The organism is Algoriphagus kandeliae (genome assembly GCF_004571135.1).
GTDB lineage: Bacteria > Bacteroidota > Bacteroidia > Cytophagales > Cyclobacteriaceae > Algoriphagus > Algoriphagus kandeliae.
Map to the genome: position 1 here is coordinate 434,029 of NZ_SPSB01000001.1, position 18,081 is coordinate 452,109.

The 18,081-nt window shown below is 41.1% G+C and carries 14 protein-coding genes; 5 read left to right on the forward strand and 9 right to left on the reverse strand.

Going from position 1 to position 18,081, the window contains the following annotated elements; all coding sequences use genetic code 11:
- Positions 1-36: 36 nt before the first annotated feature.
- Genes E4S40_RS01810 through E4S40_RS01825 form a run of 4 tightly spaced genes read left to right on the forward strand, consistent with a single transcriptional unit; the run spans position 37 to position 4,579 of the window.
- A complete protein-coding gene (locus tag E4S40_RS01810) occupies positions 37-1,341 on the forward strand; it encodes an MBOAT family O-acyltransferase (protein WP_202615316.1) in 1,305 nt (434 codons plus the stop codon).
- A 1-nt stretch (position 1,342) separates the two neighbouring features.
- On the forward strand, positions 1,343-2,236 hold the full coding sequence (locus tag E4S40_RS01815) for an SGNH/GDSL hydrolase family protein (RefSeq protein ID WP_135070001.1): 894 nt from the start codon (positions 1,343-1,345) through the stop codon (positions 2,234-2,236).
- Complete coding sequence (locus E4S40_RS01820; RefSeq protein WP_135070004.1) at positions 2,223-2,930, forward strand: WecB/TagA/CpsF family glycosyltransferase; 708 nt, start codon at positions 2,223-2,225, stop codon at positions 2,928-2,930. The genes E4S40_RS01815 and E4S40_RS01820 overlap by 14 nt, the downstream gene beginning before the upstream one ends.
- Positions 2,930-4,579 (forward strand): hypothetical protein, encoded by a 1,650-nt coding sequence (locus E4S40_RS01825; protein WP_135070007.1) that lies wholly within the window; start codon positions 2,930-2,932, stop codon positions 4,577-4,579. Before E4S40_RS01820 ends, E4S40_RS01825 begins: the two co-directional genes overlap by 1 nt.
- Before the next feature lie 603 nt (positions 4,580-5,182).
- Here E4S40_RS01825 and E4S40_RS01830 read toward each other — a convergent pair.
- The 7 genes from E4S40_RS01830 to E4S40_RS01860 all read right to left on the reverse strand — a co-directional run bounded on the left by E4S40_RS01830 (position 5,183) and on the right by E4S40_RS01860 (position 15,645).
- Positions 5,183-5,875, reverse strand: a complete 693-nt coding sequence (locus E4S40_RS01830) for a PepSY domain-containing protein (RefSeq protein ID WP_135070010.1) — start codon at positions 5,873-5,875, stop codon at positions 5,183-5,185.
- A 1,095-nt stretch (positions 5,876-6,970) separates the two neighbouring features.
- The gene (locus E4S40_RS01835) at positions 6,971-7,402 is read right to left on the reverse strand and encodes a CHY zinc finger protein (RefSeq protein ID WP_135070013.1); all 432 of its coding nucleotides are present in this window, start codon (positions 7,400-7,402) and stop codon (positions 6,971-6,973) included.
- A 258-nt stretch (positions 7,403-7,660) separates the two neighbouring features.
- Positions 7,661-8,224: a DUF3347 domain-containing protein gene (locus E4S40_RS01840; RefSeq protein WP_135070016.1), complete on the reverse strand. Its 564-nt coding sequence runs from the start codon at positions 8,222-8,224 to the stop codon at positions 7,661-7,663.
- Between the two features lie 11 nt (positions 8,225-8,235).
- Positions 8,236-10,011, reverse strand: a complete 1,776-nt coding sequence (locus E4S40_RS01845) for an efflux RND transporter periplasmic adaptor subunit (protein ID WP_135070019.1) — start codon at positions 10,009-10,011, stop codon at positions 8,236-8,238.
- Between the two features lie 6 nt (positions 10,012-10,017).
- Entirely contained in the window at positions 10,018-11,316 is a 1,299-nt protein-coding gene (locus tag E4S40_RS01850) for a TolC family protein (protein WP_135070022.1), read from the reverse strand.
- A 3-nt stretch (positions 11,317-11,319) separates the two neighbouring features.
- Positions 11,320-15,153, reverse strand: coding sequence for an efflux RND transporter permease subunit (locus E4S40_RS01855; RefSeq protein WP_135070025.1), 3,834 nt, complete (start codon positions 15,151-15,153; stop codon positions 11,320-11,322).
- 81 nt (positions 15,154-15,234) lie between these two features.
- Positions 15,235-15,645: an HYC_CC_PP family protein gene (locus tag E4S40_RS01860; RefSeq protein ID WP_135070028.1), complete on the reverse strand. Its 411-nt coding sequence runs from the start codon at positions 15,643-15,645 to the stop codon at positions 15,235-15,237.
- A 102-nt stretch (positions 15,646-15,747) separates the two neighbouring features.
- On the opposite strand from E4S40_RS01860, the gene tnpA reads away from it, so the two are divergent.
- Positions 15,748-16,209, forward strand: coding sequence for an IS200/IS605 family transposase (gene tnpA / locus E4S40_RS01865; RefSeq protein WP_135070031.1), 462 nt, complete (start codon positions 15,748-15,750; stop codon positions 16,207-16,209).
- Between the two features lie 566 nt (positions 16,210-16,775).
- Here tnpA and E4S40_RS01870 read toward each other — a convergent pair.
- Together E4S40_RS01870 and E4S40_RS01875 are read right to left on the reverse strand one after the other, a co-directional pair.
- A complete protein-coding gene (locus E4S40_RS01870) occupies positions 16,776-16,985 on the reverse strand; it encodes a heavy-metal-associated domain-containing protein (protein ID WP_135070034.1) in 210 nt (69 codons plus the stop codon).
- 86 nt (positions 16,986-17,071) lie between these two features.
- On the reverse strand, positions 17,072-18,052 hold the full coding sequence (locus E4S40_RS01875; protein WP_135070037.1) for a Kelch repeat-containing protein: 981 nt from the start codon (positions 18,050-18,052) through the stop codon (positions 17,072-17,074).
- Between the last annotated feature and the right edge of the window lie 29 nt (positions 18,053-18,081).

Below are 18,081 nucleotides of genomic sequence, written 5' to 3' on the forward strand. Positions count from 1 at the left end.
GTTTTTCTACTCTTAGTTGCTTCCTATTATTTCTATATGTCCTGGCGATGGGAATTTGGTTTTCTGATGCTGGGAGTTTCTTTTAGTAATTTCTATGTGGGAAAACAAGTGGCAAAAGGAAAAAACAAAGGTTGGTGGATGGCACTTACTTCATTTATTTCCATTTTGCCTTTACTGTACTACAAGTACGCTAATTTTATTTTGGAAAGTGTAGAGGATGTAAGTGCATTTTTTGGAAAGCCCACAGCGCTTCCTTCACTGGAAGTAATCTTACCTGTAGGTATTTCATTCTTCACTTTTCAGGCTCTGAGTTACAGCATTGATATCTATCGTCAAAAGATCGAGCCGGAGCCTAGTTTAGCGAAGTTTTTAACCTTTGTGGCGTTTTTCCCTCAGCTAGTGGCAGGTCCTATAGAAAGATCTGACCATATCCTTCCACAATTCAAAGAGAAAAAATATTTCAATTGGGATGAAGGGATAGCCGGATTGAAGATCTTTATCTGGGGATTATTTAAGAAAGTTGTCATAGCAGATCGCCTTTCGCTTTATGTCGATCCTGTTTTTGATAATCCACAGCTTTGGTCAGGGCCTACCTTATTGATGGCTACTATTTTCTTTTCTATTCAGATTTACTGTGACTTTAGCGGTTATTCTGATATGGCGATTGGTGTAGCGCGAGTGATGGGGTTTAAATTAATGCAAAACTTCAATCTCCCATATTGGTCTAGTTCCATCGCTGAGTTTTGGAAAAGGTGGCATATATCCTTGTCCACTTGGTTTGGGGATTACTTGTATATTCCTTTGGGAGGAAACCGGGTATCTGTACCTCGTTGGATTGTAAATATTTTTATTGTTTTTCTGGTTTCTGGTTTGTGGCATGGCGCAAATTGGACATTTATTGTTTGGGGCGCCTTGCACGCATTTTATTACCTAGTTGAGTTTTTAGGGAAACAGGGAATGAAAGCCCTAGGACTAATCAGCGTATTAGGTAGTCCGATTTACAAGTCCTTTAAAATTCCTGTGGTTTTTGTTTTGGCGACCTATGCCTGGATATTCTTTAGGGCAAATTCAATTGGGGATGCTTGGTATATCAGTCAAAAGATTTTTCAATTGGAAGGAGGCCTTTGGTGGGGCAGTTCTTCGGTCACCTCTTTACTTTCTATAGCATTGATTCTCATGTTGGCATTTGTCCAATTTGGGCAATACAAAGGGCTTGTTGGCATGTATTACAGGCCCTCGAAATTTCCAGCTTGGCTTTCTGCTTCAGCCTTTTTGATGCTTCTAATAGGGATATCCTTATTTGGTGTTAGTTCTAATGCATTCATTTACTTCCAGTTTTAAATTGAAAATTAAGATTGCAAGTTTCGTATTAGCGTTTTTTCTTTTGGATTTCTCCATTGGGAAATTTTTGGAGCAGGGATTATTCCGGTACTATGGCTTAAGGACAGACTCTAAAATTGCTTTTGTGGGACATTCCCACTTGATGTTGGGCTTGGATAAAAAAGCTATTGAGGATGAATTGAAAATTCCGGTTTCCAAATACACTCGAGAAGGAGTGAATGTGGCTGAAAGGGATTTGATGATCGATCAGCTCTCAGAAGAAAATCCGGAATTGGAAATCGTAGTTTATGGGGTGGATGCATGGATGTTTACGGGGGAAGGTCTAAGTGCTAATTCCTATAAGTTGTTTTATCCCTTTTTAGATCAAGAGGCTCCAGCAGCTTATGTAAAGAAAGAAGCTGAATTTTTAGACTATTGGCAGCATAAATTGATCAAAACAAGTCGGTATAATGAGGGCTTAATCAGCAGTTCTTTTCGAGGGTATTTGAATAACTGGGATAACCTGAAATTTGGAGTAGTTGATACCCTACAATTAAAATTAAATGTCGAAAGTGGCAATTTTCGACAGATTAATTCCTCAGAAGAAAATCGTAGGATATTTGAAGAAACCCTTCAAAAGTTGAAGGAAATGGGTAAGAGGGTGATTTTAGTTTATGTCCCCACCATATCGTATTACAATCATGCTGAACCAGAGAAATTCCGAAAGGAGTTGAATTACTTTAGGAGTTTAGCTGATAAAGATTCCAATATTGATTATTTGGAGTATTTAGAGGGCTGGGAAGACCAGTTCAATTATTTTTTTGATCCCATTCACCTAAATCCAGTGGGTCAAAAGGCATTCACTAGTTCATTTGCTACTGATTTAAAGAAAATTTTACAAGATGGAACTTCTTAAGTATAAGTTGACGCTTCATCTTCCACAAGATCTTCCTGATCAGCTTTCTGTAGCCAATACGCTAAACCCGCATTCCTATTGCGTCGCAAAGGAAGACGGAGATTTTCAGAAAGCATTGATTGATTCAGATCTTTTATTTCCTGATGGAGTGGGAGTTGTTTGGGCCAGCAAATTTTTAAAAGGGAAGGAAATCAGAAAGATTTCTGGCTTTGATTTACACCTCCATTATTTACGATTGTTGGAAAGCAAGGGAGGAGGAAAGGTGTTTTATTTAGGCGCTTCGGAAAGAACCCTAGAATTGATTCAGAATCGCTTGAAAAAAGAGTTTCCTTCTATTCAAGCGGGGGTTTATAGCCCTCCTTTTAAACCTGATTTTTCCGAAGAGGAAAATCGTGAAATGCTGGCAGCTATACATGAGTTTGGCCCAGATATTTTATTTGTGGGAATGACAGCTCCAAAGCAGGAAAAATGGGTGGCAAAAAATAGGAAAAATCTAAATGTTAAAGTTGTTTGCTCGATAGGAGCAGTTTTCGATTTTTATGCCGGAACAGTAAAAAGGCCAAGTCAGTTTTGGATAGATTTGGGATTGGAATGGTTTCCAAGATTTATCAAGGAACCGAGAAGATTGTGGCGTAGAAACCTAATTTCTACACCTCAGTTCATTTTTGAAGTTATACGCGCTAAATTGGGGTAATGGTTCGGCGGATTTTATTCATTTCTCTTTTTTTATTTCTGTTTTCGGGTTCTTTAAAATCTCAGATTTTTCAAAATACCTATTCCAATGAGCGGGAATTAAGTAGGAGATATAGCCTCAGCTTTTCAGATACTTCTTCCATTCAGGATTTTAGGTACGCTTTTTTCCAAGAGGTTCCAGAGGAAGAGACCGAATGGGGAGTCAGGTATTCAATCAGTCCTTTTGTTTCCTTTCAAAGAATCAGCAGCAGATCAAATTATGGTTGGGATGATCGGGGTGTTTTACCAGTAAAGGGATACCAATCTTATTGGTCAGGAGGGATTAATGCATCTTGGGAATTTTTAAGACTAGAGTTTAATCCGGAATTGGTTTTTGGAAGTAAAGGTGCTGAACCCGAATTTTTACGGAATTGGTCTGATTCTCAAATTGATGATTTTTATTTTGACCTAAACTATGGGGATTTCCCTCAATCCTTTGGGAATGGAATTTATTCAAAACTTTGGTGGGGACAAACCAAATTGGTAGCTCAATATGGCGCATTTGAAACAGGAATTTCTACAAAAAATATCTGGTGGGGGCCTGGGCAGTGGAATTCCCTGACTTTTTCAAATAATGCAGCTGGTTTTCCTTATTTAACAATCAATACGCATAGACCAGCCAAGACTTTTATAGGAGGGATTGAACTACAGCTTCTGATGGGGAAGCTTGCTTCTAGTAATCTTGGTGGTACAGGAATTCCTGAATTGGATGAAGCGTTTTTTGACCCTATTTCCAGTGATTGGAGGTATTTGAATGCCTTTAGCTTCACTTGGCATCCCAAGTGGGTAAATGGAATTTCACTTGGATTTAGCCGAACAGTTCAGCAATACAGTAAAACACTTTCTGGACGGTTCATCGACTTATTTCCGGTTTTTCAGGGTTTTCAGAAAAAGCGATTCTTTGAGGGTGGAAATACAATAGATTTTGACAGGAATGGTCAGGATCAGCAATTTACCATTTTCGGTTCCTTCAGAAATAAGCCCTCTAAATTGGAGGTGTATTTTGAATTTGGAAGAAGAGATCATGCCTTTTCTTGGAGGGAATTTATTTTAAACCCTGAGCATGCAAGAGCTTACATTTTTGGGTTAATTAAGCTCTTTGACTTACCAAATTCAAAAGAAAAAATTCAGATCCGATCTGAAATAACACATCAGCAAGAATCAGTCAATCGATATATCAGGTATGAAGGCTTAGAGGGCTTGAGCAGTTGGCATATGCACCATCAGGCAAGAGGGTTTACAAATTTTGGCCAACCGATAGGGGTTGGAATGGGACCTGGGATGAATATCCAAACACTGGAAGTTGCTTTGGTGAATAATTTTGAGAAGAAAGGATTGGTGATAGAACGATTAGAAAATAGGCAGGGATTTTTCTATAGATCCTTAGGGCAGCAGTCAATAAATAAACCCTGGGTCGACCTTTCTCTTGGCTTTTTATACGATAAACAGTTTGGGAATCTCTTGTTGAGTTCCAAGTTGCAGTTAATCCATGCCCGAAACTATCAGTGGCAGTTGGATCCGGCTAGTACCCCCGACTTCCCGAAGGGAAAGAACCTGACGAGTGTGATGGCGCAGGCGTCGGTGGTTTATTTTTGGAATAAGAATAAGTAGTAGCAGGTATCAAGTATCAAGTCTTGGTACCAAGTATGAAGTATTAAGTACCAAGAGGGATAGATTGTAAAAGGTAATCGGTAAAATGTAAATTGTAGATTTGGTTTATCTAAAATTAAGAGACGCCTCTGGAAACGGAGGCGTTTTTTTGTTTATGAGGTTTTGATTATGGTTCAATGTTCTACGCTTACGTAGTTTTTACTATTTACCATTTCTCTAAAACTAATATTCGTCTCCATCTTGCTGGGACTGAATTTTCATTTTCATTTTTTAATTTTTGGCCCAGCGCTCAGGGAGAATTGGAATACCATCACCCACGGTTAAAACCGTGGGCTATTGAATTGATTACCAAATGGCGTATATCTCGCCGCAGGCGTATCTCCTGCCACGGCAGGCAGGCGCTAAACGAAGTGAAGCATATTTCGCGAAGCGTATTTCATTGAAGGCGTATTTCGTCAATGTTAAAACCGTGAGCTATTGATAGACCACATAATGATTGTGAAATTAACATTGAACCTTGAACCCAAAACCTAGAACAAATCAAGTCATTGGATGAGATCTGGAGGTCACCTTTAATCACCAATAACAATTAACCAATAACCATTAACCCTTCTTCCTCCGCTTCCTCATTGTCATAAAAAACAAAGTAAACCCAGAACCAATGGTCATCAAACCAAAAAGAGAAAAAGCTCTTAAAATCAGGTTGTTGAAATTATCTCTGCCTGCATAATCCATGGTATGGAACATCCATAAAAAATCAAACCAGCGCCAACTTCGATGTCGGACACGTTCAAAACTTCCATTTCTGGCATCGATATAGGCAGTAAGATTCTCCGGATGATCAAAATGAATTGCCCAAGCTGGTAAAGGTCTCTCACGAAACTCATGATGTGATCCAGTTTCTGTCAAATACTCAACCGACTTGATTCCAAAATCACCCTTTATATGGGCTTGAGCTATCTCTCTTGCTTCAATCTCCGAAATCTCTCCCTTTAAATCACCTGTTTGTGCATTAAAAAGTAGGCTCTCATTGATCCAGAAATACGGTTGTTGTTTGACGTAGCGTAATTCCAAACTTGAAATCTGTAAAGAAGAATCCAGGGAAGCTGGGTCTAATAAATTGGAAGCACTGACTTGCATTTGATGAGTTTCATGAAAATGATCTCCATGAATCTCATCGATATCTGTCCAGGAGAAATAGATTCCCGATAGGGTCCAAAAGAAGAATTGAATTCCAATAAATACGCCAAGGAAGCGATGTGTTCTTCGGATGTAGTACTGATTGTTTTTACGCATAGGCAGGGGTGGGGGAAATTTAGTGTTTGGGATCGGTCTCTGTTGCTGTCGTGAGTGCCTGCCTGGCGTCAGACAGGTCTTCATTCACAACTTCTATTTTATCTTAATTTTTATTGCCATCGTGAGTGCCTGCCTGGCGTCAGACAGGTCTTCACTCACGACTTCTAATTATCTTTTTTTTTGATTTATTTCTCGTCTCTGTCTTGCTGGGACCAATTTCTCATGTCTTAACAAAGTTAAAAGGCCCAGCGCTGAGGGGGAGGTGGTTGACTGTCACCCACGGTTGAAACCGCGGGCTATTGATGGATTACCTGCTAGATTTAAAACCAACTCAGAATCTTGAACCCAAAACCTTGAACAAATTAAGCAATCGTTTAAGATTCGAGAATTGGATTTCTTCTAATAACCATTATCCAATTCCTCGTTTCCATCTTGCTGGCAATTGCTTTTCTTTTCCAACACTTTGATCCTTCGCCAGCGCTGGGATTAGCGGTAGGCTTTTTCCCCGGGCTACGTCTTTCTCCTTCGTCGAAAGCCTTACGCGGGCCTGCCTGCCGAAGGCAGGGTTACCAAAATATCGTTCCTCCGGGACCTTTTAAAATCTCATTAGTGGATTCAAGAAAGCAATAAGAATCAATCTTGCAAAATGCAGCTACGTTCTCCGCCGCCGTTCGTGTCATCACGAACGGAAGTAAACTGCCTAATTCTTCCTTTATAAGATCCATTTCCATCTTGCTGGTATTGAAATCTATTCTACTAACCATGTGACGGGGCCCAGCGCTGGAAGAGGGCCGGAATCTCTATACCCACGGTTGAAACCGTGGGCTATTGAATTGATTACCAAATGGCGTATATCTCGCCGCAGGCGTATCTCCTGCCACGGCAGGCAGGCGCTAAACGAAGTGAAGCATATCTCGCGAAGCGTATTTCGTCAATGTTAAACAGTGAGACTAATCGGTCAACGTTTTTTAGGCATTGACCACGTTTAACCTTTAACACTTAACGTTTAACTCTCCATTTCCACAATTCGACAATTCGTCAGTTACCCAAAATCTTGAACACTGAACCTCGAACCTGTTTTATGGCTAGGGGATTTTACTGTTTAGGGTCGGTTTCGAAATAAAGGTGATAATGCTTGCTACAGCCCGGATTGAAGGCTGATTGGCATTTTGGACAAGTATTGTTGGAATTCATGTATTCTTGAATTCCTAATTCGGTTCCGCAAACTCCGCAAAGGATGGCTTTCTGATCAAATTCTGTTTTTGGCCAGACTTGATGCTCATGATCCGCTTCTTCTTCATGACAGGAAAAGCATGGATAATATTTATCACAGCATTTAAACTTGATGGCAATAATATCCAAGTCTGAATGCCAATGGACACAGCGGGTTTGATTATCGACCGGCTTTCCGAACACATTGATGCCTCGTATTTGAGAAACCTTCAAAGGCTCCAAGATTCTTTCCTGAGCCAATGCAAATGAGCTGATGGAGAGTATGAAAAGGAGGAAGAAGACTGTTTTTTTCATTTGGATATAATTAAAATGGCGACTTTATTTTTTGTTACCCCGAGCGCCTGCCTTGCCGTCAGGCAGGGAGCCGAAGGGTCCTCTTTTCTCCAGACTCCTGTCTGTAGAATGCTCGGACTGACAAAGATTTTTAGTGCTTCAAGCTGTCGACTGTGGACTGTTGACCATCGACTATGGTCCATGGACTGTCATCTGTTGACCATCAACTATGGTCTAGGGACTGTCGACTGTGGACTGTCGACCGTTGACCACAAAATCTCACTTCACCTCAATCGTATCCTGCACCGAACCGCAAGTCAGCATTGAACTTCCGAATAAAGGATTTTTGATATCTGTCGATGCACTCAACCAAACTCCCCCGGTATTATTCTTATACATCGGGCAATATTGCTCATAAAGTGTGCGATCCGTGCCGGCGATTTGAATAAAATCCTTCATCAATACACTCAAGGTCTGAAAACTCTCCCGCTGTGCTGCGATATCCTCTGAGTTAAGATTTTCTGCTACCATAGCAGCTTCCATTTGCAGTCTTTCAGCTTCTTCTATGTCTTCACCCTTGGAAGAGGCAACATCGAAGGATTTTAGTGCAGCTACCAAGGCTTCACTTTTGGATGCTGCCTCTCCAGAGTTATCATTTACCAAAGCATCTTTCACTTCTAGGTAAGCATCGATGATGGCAGAAGTACCTTTCGCTTCAGAAACGGCCGGGCTTTCGCTGGAAATTTCTTGAGTTTCAATTTGCGTTTCTTGTTCGGTTTTACTTTCAGAACAAGCAAATAGGATCATTCCTAAGGCAATTGCGAATAATGAATTTTTGATCATGGTTTTTAAAATTAATGATTATGTGTTGTAGAAATTTGAGTTGTTACTGTTTGGGTAGCCAAAACAGGCTGACCTTTAAGATAGGTTTGCTTGACTTCCCCGCAAGTTAGCATGGATGCCCCAAAATAGGGATTGGTGATATCCTTTCTTTCCGAAAGCCAATAGGCTCCCTGATCCCCAAAAGCCATGGGACAATAATCTTTGTAAACGACTTCTTTGTCTAGACCGAAGCGCTCAGTCATCTCCAAAATTCCCTCAGATAATCCAGCAAAAGCCAATCTGGATTTTTCAAGATTTTCTGCTGTTTGAAGTCGTTCAATAGCACTTTTTAGCTGGTTTTGAACTTGCATCCATTCATCATGAGCTGATTCGCCAAATAGGTTCATATCAACTTGATTTAAAATGGATTGAGTGTTTTTAGCTTTTTCTAAACTTTCATCAAATTCATCTGCTACTAAAGCATTTTTAAGCTCAAAGTACGCATCTGCAAGGCGAGTTATTTGGGCTCTAAATTCTGGAGAAACGTCTATTGTTTTGGTTTCTGGTCGATTCATCATGCTAAACTGACCCGAAAGCTGGGCAGCAGCGTCAATAGCAAAAACCCCATTGCTTACAATCTCTTCTCCGGCCTGAATTCCAGCTTCCACTTGGTAGGAATCACCGACTTTAGAGCCCAAGGTAATTTCCCGCATTTCAAAGGCTGGAACTTCTGAACCCGGAACTTTGACGTAAACCACAGATCTTTTTCCTGACCATAGGATAGAGGTTCTAGGAATGGAAATTTCTTGGGAACCGCTTGATGCTTTTGATTTCAATATGGCTGTGACAAACATCTCAGGTTTAAGCTTTTCTTGGCTATTGGAAACCTCTGCACGGACGGATGCTGCTCTTGTGGAAGGATTAATCAGTGGATCGATATAAGACACTTGCGCCTTGAAAGTTTCACCCGGCAATCCTGCCACTGTAAATGAAACCTCATTTCCCACACTTAAGAATGGGAGATCGGACTCATAAGCATCCAAAAGAACCCAAAGTTTGCTTAGGTCTACGATATTGAACAAGACGGAACCGGTGGAAACATAATCTCCTACAGCGATTTTTCGCTCTAGGACAACACCGCTATGTTCGGCAACAATATCGATTTGATCCCGAGGTTGGCCAGTAGCTTCGATTTGGGAGATTTGAGACTCACTCAATTTCCATAATCTGAGTTTTTCTTTGGCTGCTTGGTAAAGTTCTGGGAACCGATCTTTGGATTTGGCTGCTTCAATTAATTCCTGCTGCGCAGTCAATAACTCAGGCGAATAGATACTGGCCAGTTTTTGTCCTGCACGAACTTTCTCCCCAGTAAACGTGACATATAATTTTTCTATTCTTCCTGGAAATTTGGCAGTAATGGCTGCATTTTCTCGCTCATCTGCTTGAATTTTTCCAGTAAGAGTAACTTGCCCACCGGATGCATTCCCACCCACTAGGGTAGTGCTGATATTTGCCAAAGCAGCTGCTTGAGGACTCATTTCAAAAACCAAAGGATTGTCGTTTTGACTACTTGAAGCAGCCGAAAGTGGAATCAAATCCATCCCACATATCGGACAATCTCCCGGTTCATTCAGCTTGATTTGCGGATGCATGGAGCAGGTCCAAATTTGACTGGCTAATTCTCCTGCGTGATCATGATCAGCTTCCGGATTTGATTCTGAACTAGGTTTGATCAACCATCCGATTCCTATTCCCAGCACTAAAATGCCGGCAATTTTTATCCATTTATTTGAAAGTAGCTTTTTCATAGCTTATTAGTTTAAAGAGGAAATATCATTGGAAAGCAAAGACTCCAGCTTGGCCAAACTTTGATGTTGTATGACGATAGCATTGATTTCTTTTAGCTGAAAATCCAATAATTGCTGTTGAACTGCCAACACATCTTCCAGCCCATTTCCATTTGCAGTGAATGAGGTAGTAAGCAATTTCAACGTTTGCTTTGCGATTTCTTTTTGTTCCTGATAGAGTTGGATTTTCCGATTTGCATTTTCCAAATCCCGGATGGCATTTGCCCATTCCATAGCCAACATGTTTTGTTCTTTTTCTTTGCGCAAAAGCGTGGCTTGCCGGAGTAATTCTGTCTCCTTGATTTTTGAATCGGTCTTTTTTCGGTAGATAGGCAAGGAAATACTCACCATAGGCATGATCATATCTCTTCCGCCAATCATCATATTTCCCTCAGTTCTGGGTTGGAAAGGCATGTAATCAATTCCCGCACCCAGCATGGGTCGCCCTTCCAATCTTGCCATCCGTTCTTCTTGTTCCAAAGCAGCATACTGTGCATCAAAATTCGCCAGTATGGGATTGCTTGCCTGAATGCTATCTAAAAGCACCATTTTATCAGTGAGTAATTCTGTAGGCTCCAAGGTATCTAAACTTGAAATCTCTTCATGAATGTCCCGGTTTAGCAATTGGTTGAATTTGATCTGAAGAGGAATCAATTCGTCCTCCAGCGTCAAAATGGAATTATTCAGTTCCAACTGCTGCATGCGGATCCGTAGAATGTCACTCATCTGAGTGCCTGATCCAGTATTGGAAATAGACATATCAGATAAGGAACTTTGATTTGAAGAGCTGCTGTATTTCACCAAAGCCAATCGCTCATATTCTTTCAGGTATTCAAGGTTTTCCCGATTGATTTCAATTTCCTTATGAATGCGATACAGCTCAAACCAAGTGGATTTCACTTCGTAAAAGAGCTTGTTTTTAGCATCCAAAAAGAGCTGGTATCGGGCCTCCGCCTGAAGGTTTGCAGCCTCTTTTCTAGTTCCTAAAGTTCCAAACCAAGGAAACATCTGCATCAAGCGGATATCTGCTAACTGATTCCCCATAAATCGCTCCATAGGAGAGAAGAATATTCCTGCATTCAATTCAGGATCTGGTAGGGTACCCACTTGAGGGGCTTTTTCCAAAGCCGCTAAAAACTCTTGATAAAATGCCTTCAGCTCCGGGTTGTTTTCACCAGCCAACACCAGATAATCATCTAAGCTTTGGCCTGGGCTAAAAGACCAAGAAATGGCAAATAGGATGAAGAATAGGATTTTCTTTCTCATGGCCTATTGATTTTGATCTGCTGTGAATGCAGATGGATTAGTCGATAATTTTCTTTCTGCCCACCAGCAATAGAGGGTAGGAACCAGAAACACAGTTGTCAATTCCAAGACCATTCCTCCTAAAGCAGGAATAGCCATTGGAATCATAATATCCGATCCTCGTCCAGTGGAAGTCAAAATCGGAATAAGCGCCAAAAGGGTAGTAGCCGTTGTCATCAAGCAAGGCAATACTCGTCGCTTTCCAGCTTCCAAAACAGCTTCACGAATCTCTTGAATGGTTTGGGGTTGGTTGGATTTGAAACTTTGATCCAAATAGGATGCAACCACTACTCCATCATCGGTAGCGATTCCGAATAGAGCGATGAATCCTACCCAAACAGCGACAGAAAGGTTGTAGACTTTCATTTGGAATAAATCCCTCATAGAAATATCAAACAGGGAAAAATTCATAAACCATTCCTGCCCGTAAAGCCAAAGCATCAAAAATCCTCCTGCAAAGGCCATTGCGATTCCAGAGAAAACAAATAGGCTGGTAGATACAGCTCTAAACTGGAAGTAAAGGATTAGGAAAATGATGATCAAGCAAAGGGGTACGACTATGGAAAGTCTCTTTTCGGCCCGAACCTGGTTTTCATAGCTTCCCGAAAATACATAGCGGACTCCTTGTGGAACAACCAATTCACCGGCAGCTATTTTTTCTTTCAAATAATTCTGGGCTTGCTCCACCACACTTACTTCGGCGAAGCCCGGTTTTTTATCCAAGAGTACATAGCCTACCAAAAAGCTATTTTCACCCCGAATCATATCAGGACCTTTGCGATAGCTGATTTCCGCCAACTGACTTAAAGGAATGTAATTGCCTTGAGGAGTCGGAACCTGTAGGTTTTCAATGGCTGACGGATCATCTCTAAACTCCCGCGCATAGCGAACCCGAATAGGATAGCGTTCTCTACCTTCCACTGTAGTGCTCAATTGAATTCCCCCAATCGCAGTTTCAATGAATTCCTGAACATCTACCACATTCATTCCATATCGAGAAATAGCCTCCCGATTGATGTCCAGTTCTAGGTAAGGTTTGCCAACAATTCGATCTGCAAAGACAGCTTCACTTTTTACGGAAGGAACTTCCTTGAGAAATTTTTCAAGTTGGAGTCCAAAATTTTCAATGGTCTGCAAATCCGGACCGTAAACTTTTATCCCCATAGGAGCCCGCATACCAGTCTGAAGCATTACGAGGCGGGTTTCAATTGGCTGAAGTTTCGGAGCAGAGGTGACGCCTGGAATTTGAATGACGGAGACAATTTCATCCCAAATATCATCCGGACTTTGGATATGGGATCGCCACTGTCGGAAATACTCCCCGTCGGGATCAGGAATCAATTGAGAAGCATTTACCAAATGAGGTTCCATGGTTTCCGGATCAAACAAGGTTCCATTTTTCAATTCATATTGACCATCTGAATTGACCTTGAATCGAATTCGGTTTCCGTTTTCATCCCGTGCAAACTCACTCTTATAGTTGATTGTGTTTTCAAACATAGTGAGAGGTGCTGGATCGATAGCAGTTTCAGCTCGTCCTGCTTTCCCTACCACCAATTCAACCTCAGGAATGGCCGTTACCAGCATATCTAGTTTTTGGAGAACTTCCTTATTTTCCTGCACACCTGCATGCGGCATAGTTGTAGGCATAAGGAGGAATGAACCTTCATCTAATGAAGGCATAAATTCTTCACCTAATCCCGGGAAATTGTGAGCTAGGCTGGACCATAATGAATTGGTCCTGATATTCCAGCCCGCTTGGTCAAAGGTCTTTGGAACAAAGCCGAAAACACTTTCAAAACCCAACCAAACATTGGCTCCAAAAAGAATCACAAGCGCAGGGAAGGCAATAAAGGTCTTTTTGTGTTCCAAACACCAGCGAAGAATCTTGGGATAGGCTTTGATAAAAAGTGAAAAACCTCCCAAAACCAAAGTCAGCAAAAACGCGATGAATAGGAAATTGATCCAAGTGCTATTTGATACTCCCAAAGGCATCCACTCCAAGGTTAGGAGGGAAGCCACAGCCAAAAGAGTGACACTTATGATGAGGAAGTTCTTTCTGGGTTCAATTTGTTCTGGAAAATGAAAGGCCAAAGAATGAATGAAACCATAAGCAGCTAGTACCCAACCTGCCCAAGACCAAATAGTAAAGGCGATGACTATTCCTCCAAGCACTAAAGCATAGTTCCAATACCTTGCTAATTTTCCCTTATGGCTTTTCCAGGAAAATAACCAATGCGAAAAAGCAGGCATGATTAGCAGCGTGAAGATTACTGCGGAGATCAAGGCAAAGGTTTTGGTATAGGCTAGGGGACCAAAGAGTTTTCCTTCAGCTGCCTGAAGTGTAAAGACAGGAAGAAAACTGACAATGGTAGTGCTGACGGCGGTAAGAATTGCTCCTGCTACTTCAGAAGTTGCCTCGTAAACAATAGTCAACTTGCTTTTTCCAGAAGGAGCTAATTTGAGATGGCGGAGTATGTTTTCATTTAAAATAATTCCCAAATCCACCATGGTGCCTATCGCAATGGCAATTCCCGAAAGGGCTACAATATTGGCATCTACGCCAAAATATTTCATAAAGACGAAGCAGAGTAGCACCGCTAAAGGCAATAATGCAGAAATCAATAAGGAAGCCCGTAGATTGTAAACCATCACAATGATGACGATGATGGTAATAAGGATTTGAAGGGAAATGGCTTCGTAGAGTGTTCCTAAAGTCTCATAAATGAGGTTGGTTCTATCATAAAAAGGGACAATAGTGACTTTTGAGATTTTTCCATTGCTCAGGGTTTTGCTTGGAAGCCCTTCGGATATTTTTTCGATTTCGGCTTTAACCCCTTCGATTACCTTCAGCGGATTATCTCCATAACGGGCGATGACAACTCCTCCGACCGCTTCGGCACCGGATTTGTCCAAAATCCCACCCATGTTTCGAGGTTGAGGACCGATATTTACCCGGGCAACATCCTGAATTCGGATAGGGACATTATTGGTGACTTTGACTACGGCTTTATCCAAATCCGAAAGCTCTTCCACATAACCCAAGCCTCGGATAAAATAATCAACTCGGTTGACCTCAATGGTATTTGCGGACACATCCAAATTAGATTTTCTGACCGCTTCCATGACATCCATCAAGCTGACTCCATTTGCTTTCAAGGCAGCCGGATCAATGTCAACTTGGTATTCTTTGATATAGCCCCCAACTGATGCGACTTCAGATACCCCTTCAACTGCTGTCAGAGCATATCGGATGTAATAATCCTGAATAGAGCGAAGTTCATGAAGATCCCATCCACCGATAGGATTTCCTTCCACATCTCGTCCTTCTAGCGTGTACCAAAAAACTTGTCCCAAAGCGGTTGCATCTGGACCTAATTTAGGCTGGACCCCATCGGGTAAAAGTCCTGCTGGTAGGGAGTTGAGTTTTTCCAGAACTCGAGATCGGCTCCAGTAAAACTCAATATCCTCTTCGAAAATTATATAGATACTGGAAAAGCCAAAAGCAGAACTACTTCGAACGCTTTTAACCCCCGGCAACCCTAAAAGAGAGGTAGTTAACGGATAAGTGATTTGATCCTCCACATCTTGTGGAGATCGCCCCATCCATTCCGTAAAGACGATTTGTTGGTTTTCACCTATGTCGGGGATGGCATCGACCGGAACAGGATCACGAGGGATGATTCCGGTTTCCCAGTTAAAGGGAGCTGTAGAAATTCCCCATCCCACAATGAGAAGTAGGAGTAATAAGGTGACGAGTTTATTCTCGAGGAAATACTTGATAATTGAATTGAGCATGATTCATTCCTTTAATTGAAAAAGAATAATGGCTTTGGTGCATTCCAAAGCATTCACGCGGTGAAACCGCAGGAATGAATCCTAGATTAAAAAGGTTTGGTAAAGTATATGGAGAGGGGTAGTGGGAGGCGGAGAATCAGTATGAAAAGGAGTGTATACTTCTTTTTCAACTTCCTCAATTCCGAAGATGAAAACCTGAGTAAATGCTGCAACAAACTCGAGGTCAAAAGAAATTGTGTGTTTTTCAGCAGAAAAATCGTCTTCCACCTGCATGTGTTCAACGATATTTTGACAACAGCTTGTGGGATCTGATTTAGGCGAATCTTCATCCTTGGAGGAATCCATATTCATCCCACAGTCCACATCTTTTTCTCCAAAACCGATTTCTGACTTCACTTCATGACCCATACAAAAATGGGTCGTCTTCGCCATACCAATGGTAGCGAAGAGCATAAAAAGAGATAGCGATATGGAAATCAGCTGTTTCAACAAGGTAAAAGTACGAAATTTAATTTGGTAAGTTCAAATGTTTGTTTCTTTTAGGTATTTTCATAGTGTTGAATATCAGTGTTTTAATCTGCTAAATATTTTTTTATGGCAAATACTTTTACTCAAATTCACCTACAAGTAGTCTTTGCAACCAAATTTCGGAATGCACAAATTAGCTCAAAATGGGAGCATCGCCTGTATGAATATTTGATTGGGATTTTTAGTCATTATGACCATAGAGTTTTGGCAATAAACGGAATGCCTGATCACATTCATATTCTTTTTGGGTACCGGCCTGATCAAGCCCTGAGTGAATTGATTCAAAAAGTAAAAGCATCTAGTACCAAGTGGATAAATGCGGAAAGATTGACTCCTTTTCCATTTGCTTGGCAAGAAGGATATGGGGCTTTCTCATATACTAAATCAGACGTTCCGAAGGTCATTCAGTATATCAAAAATCAAAAGGAGCACCATCAGAAGAAATCCTTTGTTGAGGAGTATCAAAAAATTTTGACTGATCTTCAAATTGAATTCAATCCTAAGTATATTTTCAAGGAATTGGAATAGGTATCGTCCCTACGGGACTTTTTCTCATCTTCAATTGTTCTGTCTACCCAGCTTTCGTCCCTCTGGGACTTTCGTTTTCTCCAAATCCTCTACCACCGAACTACCGTCCCTTTAGGACTAAAAAAATCAAAAATGGAATTTTCCATTAATGGTATTTATCTAAAGAAATGTGCCGTAGGCACTTTAGCTAGGTAAAAAAATGGATTGTTAGATGTTCGAAATGCCGTAGGCATGATACAATCAACCTGCCATTAGAATTTGTATATTTATCGTCCCTACGGGACTATTTGTTTTCTACTAACTCTTTGGCTACCCAGCTTTCGTACCGTTGGGACTCTAGTGTGTTGGGTTTAATCTTTACTTTGATACGTTTTTGTAGAAAATGTGCCGTAGGCACTTTAGCTGGATAAAAAAAGGATTATTAGATGTTCAAAATGCCGTAGGTATGATAGATTCAAGATTGGGAAATATGATTTTGTATCGTCCCTACGGGACTTTTTCTCATCTTCATTCGTTCTTTCTACCCAGCTGTCGTCCCGCTGGGACTTTTTTGTCTAATATTCCTCCTAAAGAGGCTTCGCAATAAACCCTGCTTTCAAAACGGTTTTGAAAACCTCCTCTTCTGTAATATCCTCTGATTCAACTGTCAAAATTCTATCATCACTTTTCAAATCCACCTCCCAAGACTGGATTTTGGATTCAGCATTCAATTTAGGCTCGACCTTTGCCAAGCAATTCCCACAGTTGATATTGGTTTTGAATTTTAGTGTTTTCATAATTTGGATCTAATGTTTTAAGAAGTTCTTTTTTAGCAAAAATGTTCCCTCAAGCTAAAATTTGGAAGTAAAAGCCTGGGATGAATTTATTGCTTGATAGCTTTTTCCCAATCCAACACTTCGATGGTGTTCAGTTCTGGTCCACCGCCTCTATTTGCTGAACCTGCTGCCACATAGATTTTTCCGTCCAAATAAACCGTTCCTGTTCCATGCCGTCCTTGATTTAATGGAGCTAAGGTTTTCCAGGTATTATTTCTTGTATCTAAAACTTCCACCTCTGCATGAGCGGATTCCTGAGCGGCACTTTCACCATTCATGATAACTAGGTATGGGCCTATACCCAAATTGGAATTACCGGCTCTTGGGGTAGGGATTTTGGTGGAAATTGTTTCCCATTTCCCCGTTTCAAAATCATAATAATCGATCTCATCTATCGTAGTTTCCAAAACCTGTCCAACAGCGGCATGGGAAGTTCTACCACCTGCCAGGTACAATCGATTTCCTACGATTGCTGCACTTACATGATCCCGAGCTCTCGGGGCATCGGGAAGTGATTCCCAAGTTCCGCTTTCAGGATCTAAGACATCAAACCAAGGAACAAATCCCTCATAGTGGCCATCTTGAATTCCACAGACCAAATAGATCTTTCCATCTTTGACAACAACTCCTGCAGACCCTCTAACTCTACCTTCCGGAAGTTTAGGGCCTTTCCTCCAGCTTTTGGTTTCTGGATTAAAAATCCAACAATATTCTATAGGAGTTTCGTGTGGATATCCCCCCGTAAAGGCGCCGACAACCCAAATTTCATTTTCAAAACTCACTGCCTGAAAATGGCTTATCTCCATCGGTGCATCCGCTACCTTTTTCCAAGTGGAGGTTTTAGGATCAAATTCATCAACCGAGCGATCCCCACGTCCTCCCAAAGCATAAAATTTCCCATTGCATTCTACAAAAGAGTTTTCATGCCTTTTCATGGCTTCTCCCTTTGCGGGGATTTCATGCCACGTTTCCTGAGCGAAAAGATTTAAACTCAAAAAGATAAGTAGGAGGGAAAATTGAGTTTTCATAGGTTTTGGGTTTTGATTTGTCAAATTAA

What these genes read in the sequence shown, in the direction of transcription:
- E4S40_RS01810 (WP_202615316.1), top strand. Translation starts at nt 37, where the DNA reads ATGTCCTGGCGATGGGAATTTGGTTTTCTGATGCTGGGAGTTTCTTTT.
- E4S40_RS01820 (WP_135070004.1), top strand. Translation starts at nt 2,223, where the DNA reads ATGGAACTTCTTAAGTATAAGTTGACGCTTCATCTTCCACAAGATCTT.
- E4S40_RS01825 (WP_135070007.1), top strand. Translation starts at nt 2,930, where the DNA reads ATGGTTCGGCGGATTTTATTCATTTCTCTTTTTTTATTTCTGTTTTCG.
- E4S40_RS01830 (WP_135070010.1), bottom strand. Translation starts at nt 5,875, where the DNA reads ATGCGTAAAAACAATCAGTACTACATCCGAAGAACACATCGCTTCCTT.
- E4S40_RS01835 (WP_135070013.1), bottom strand. Translation starts at nt 7,402, where the DNA reads ATGAAAAAAACAGTCTTCTTCCTCCTTTTCATACTCTCCATCAGCTCA.
- E4S40_RS01840 (WP_135070016.1), bottom strand. Translation starts at nt 8,224, where the DNA reads ATGATCAAAAATTCATTATTCGCAATTGCCTTAGGAATGATCCTATTT.
- E4S40_RS01845 (WP_135070019.1), bottom strand. Translation starts at nt 10,011, where the DNA reads ATGAAAAAGCTACTTTCAAATAAATGGATAAAAATTGCCGGCATTTTA.
- E4S40_RS01850 (WP_135070022.1), bottom strand. Translation starts at nt 11,316, where the DNA reads ATGAGAAAGAAAATCCTATTCTTCATCCTATTTGCCATTTCTTGGTCT.
- E4S40_RS01855 (WP_135070025.1), bottom strand. Translation starts at nt 15,153, where the DNA reads ATGCTCAATTCAATTATCAAGTATTTCCTCGAGAATAAACTCGTCACC.
- tnpA (WP_135070031.1), top strand. Translation starts at nt 15,748, where the DNA reads ATGGCAAATACTTTTACTCAAATTCACCTACAAGTAGTCTTTGCAACC.
- E4S40_RS01870 (WP_135070034.1), bottom strand. Translation starts at nt 16,985, where the DNA reads ATGAAAACACTAAAATTCAAAACCAATATCAACTGTGGGAATTGCTTG.
- E4S40_RS01875 (WP_135070037.1), bottom strand. Translation starts at nt 18,052, where the DNA reads ATGAAAACTCAATTTTCCCTCCTACTTATCTTTTTGAGTTTAAATCTT.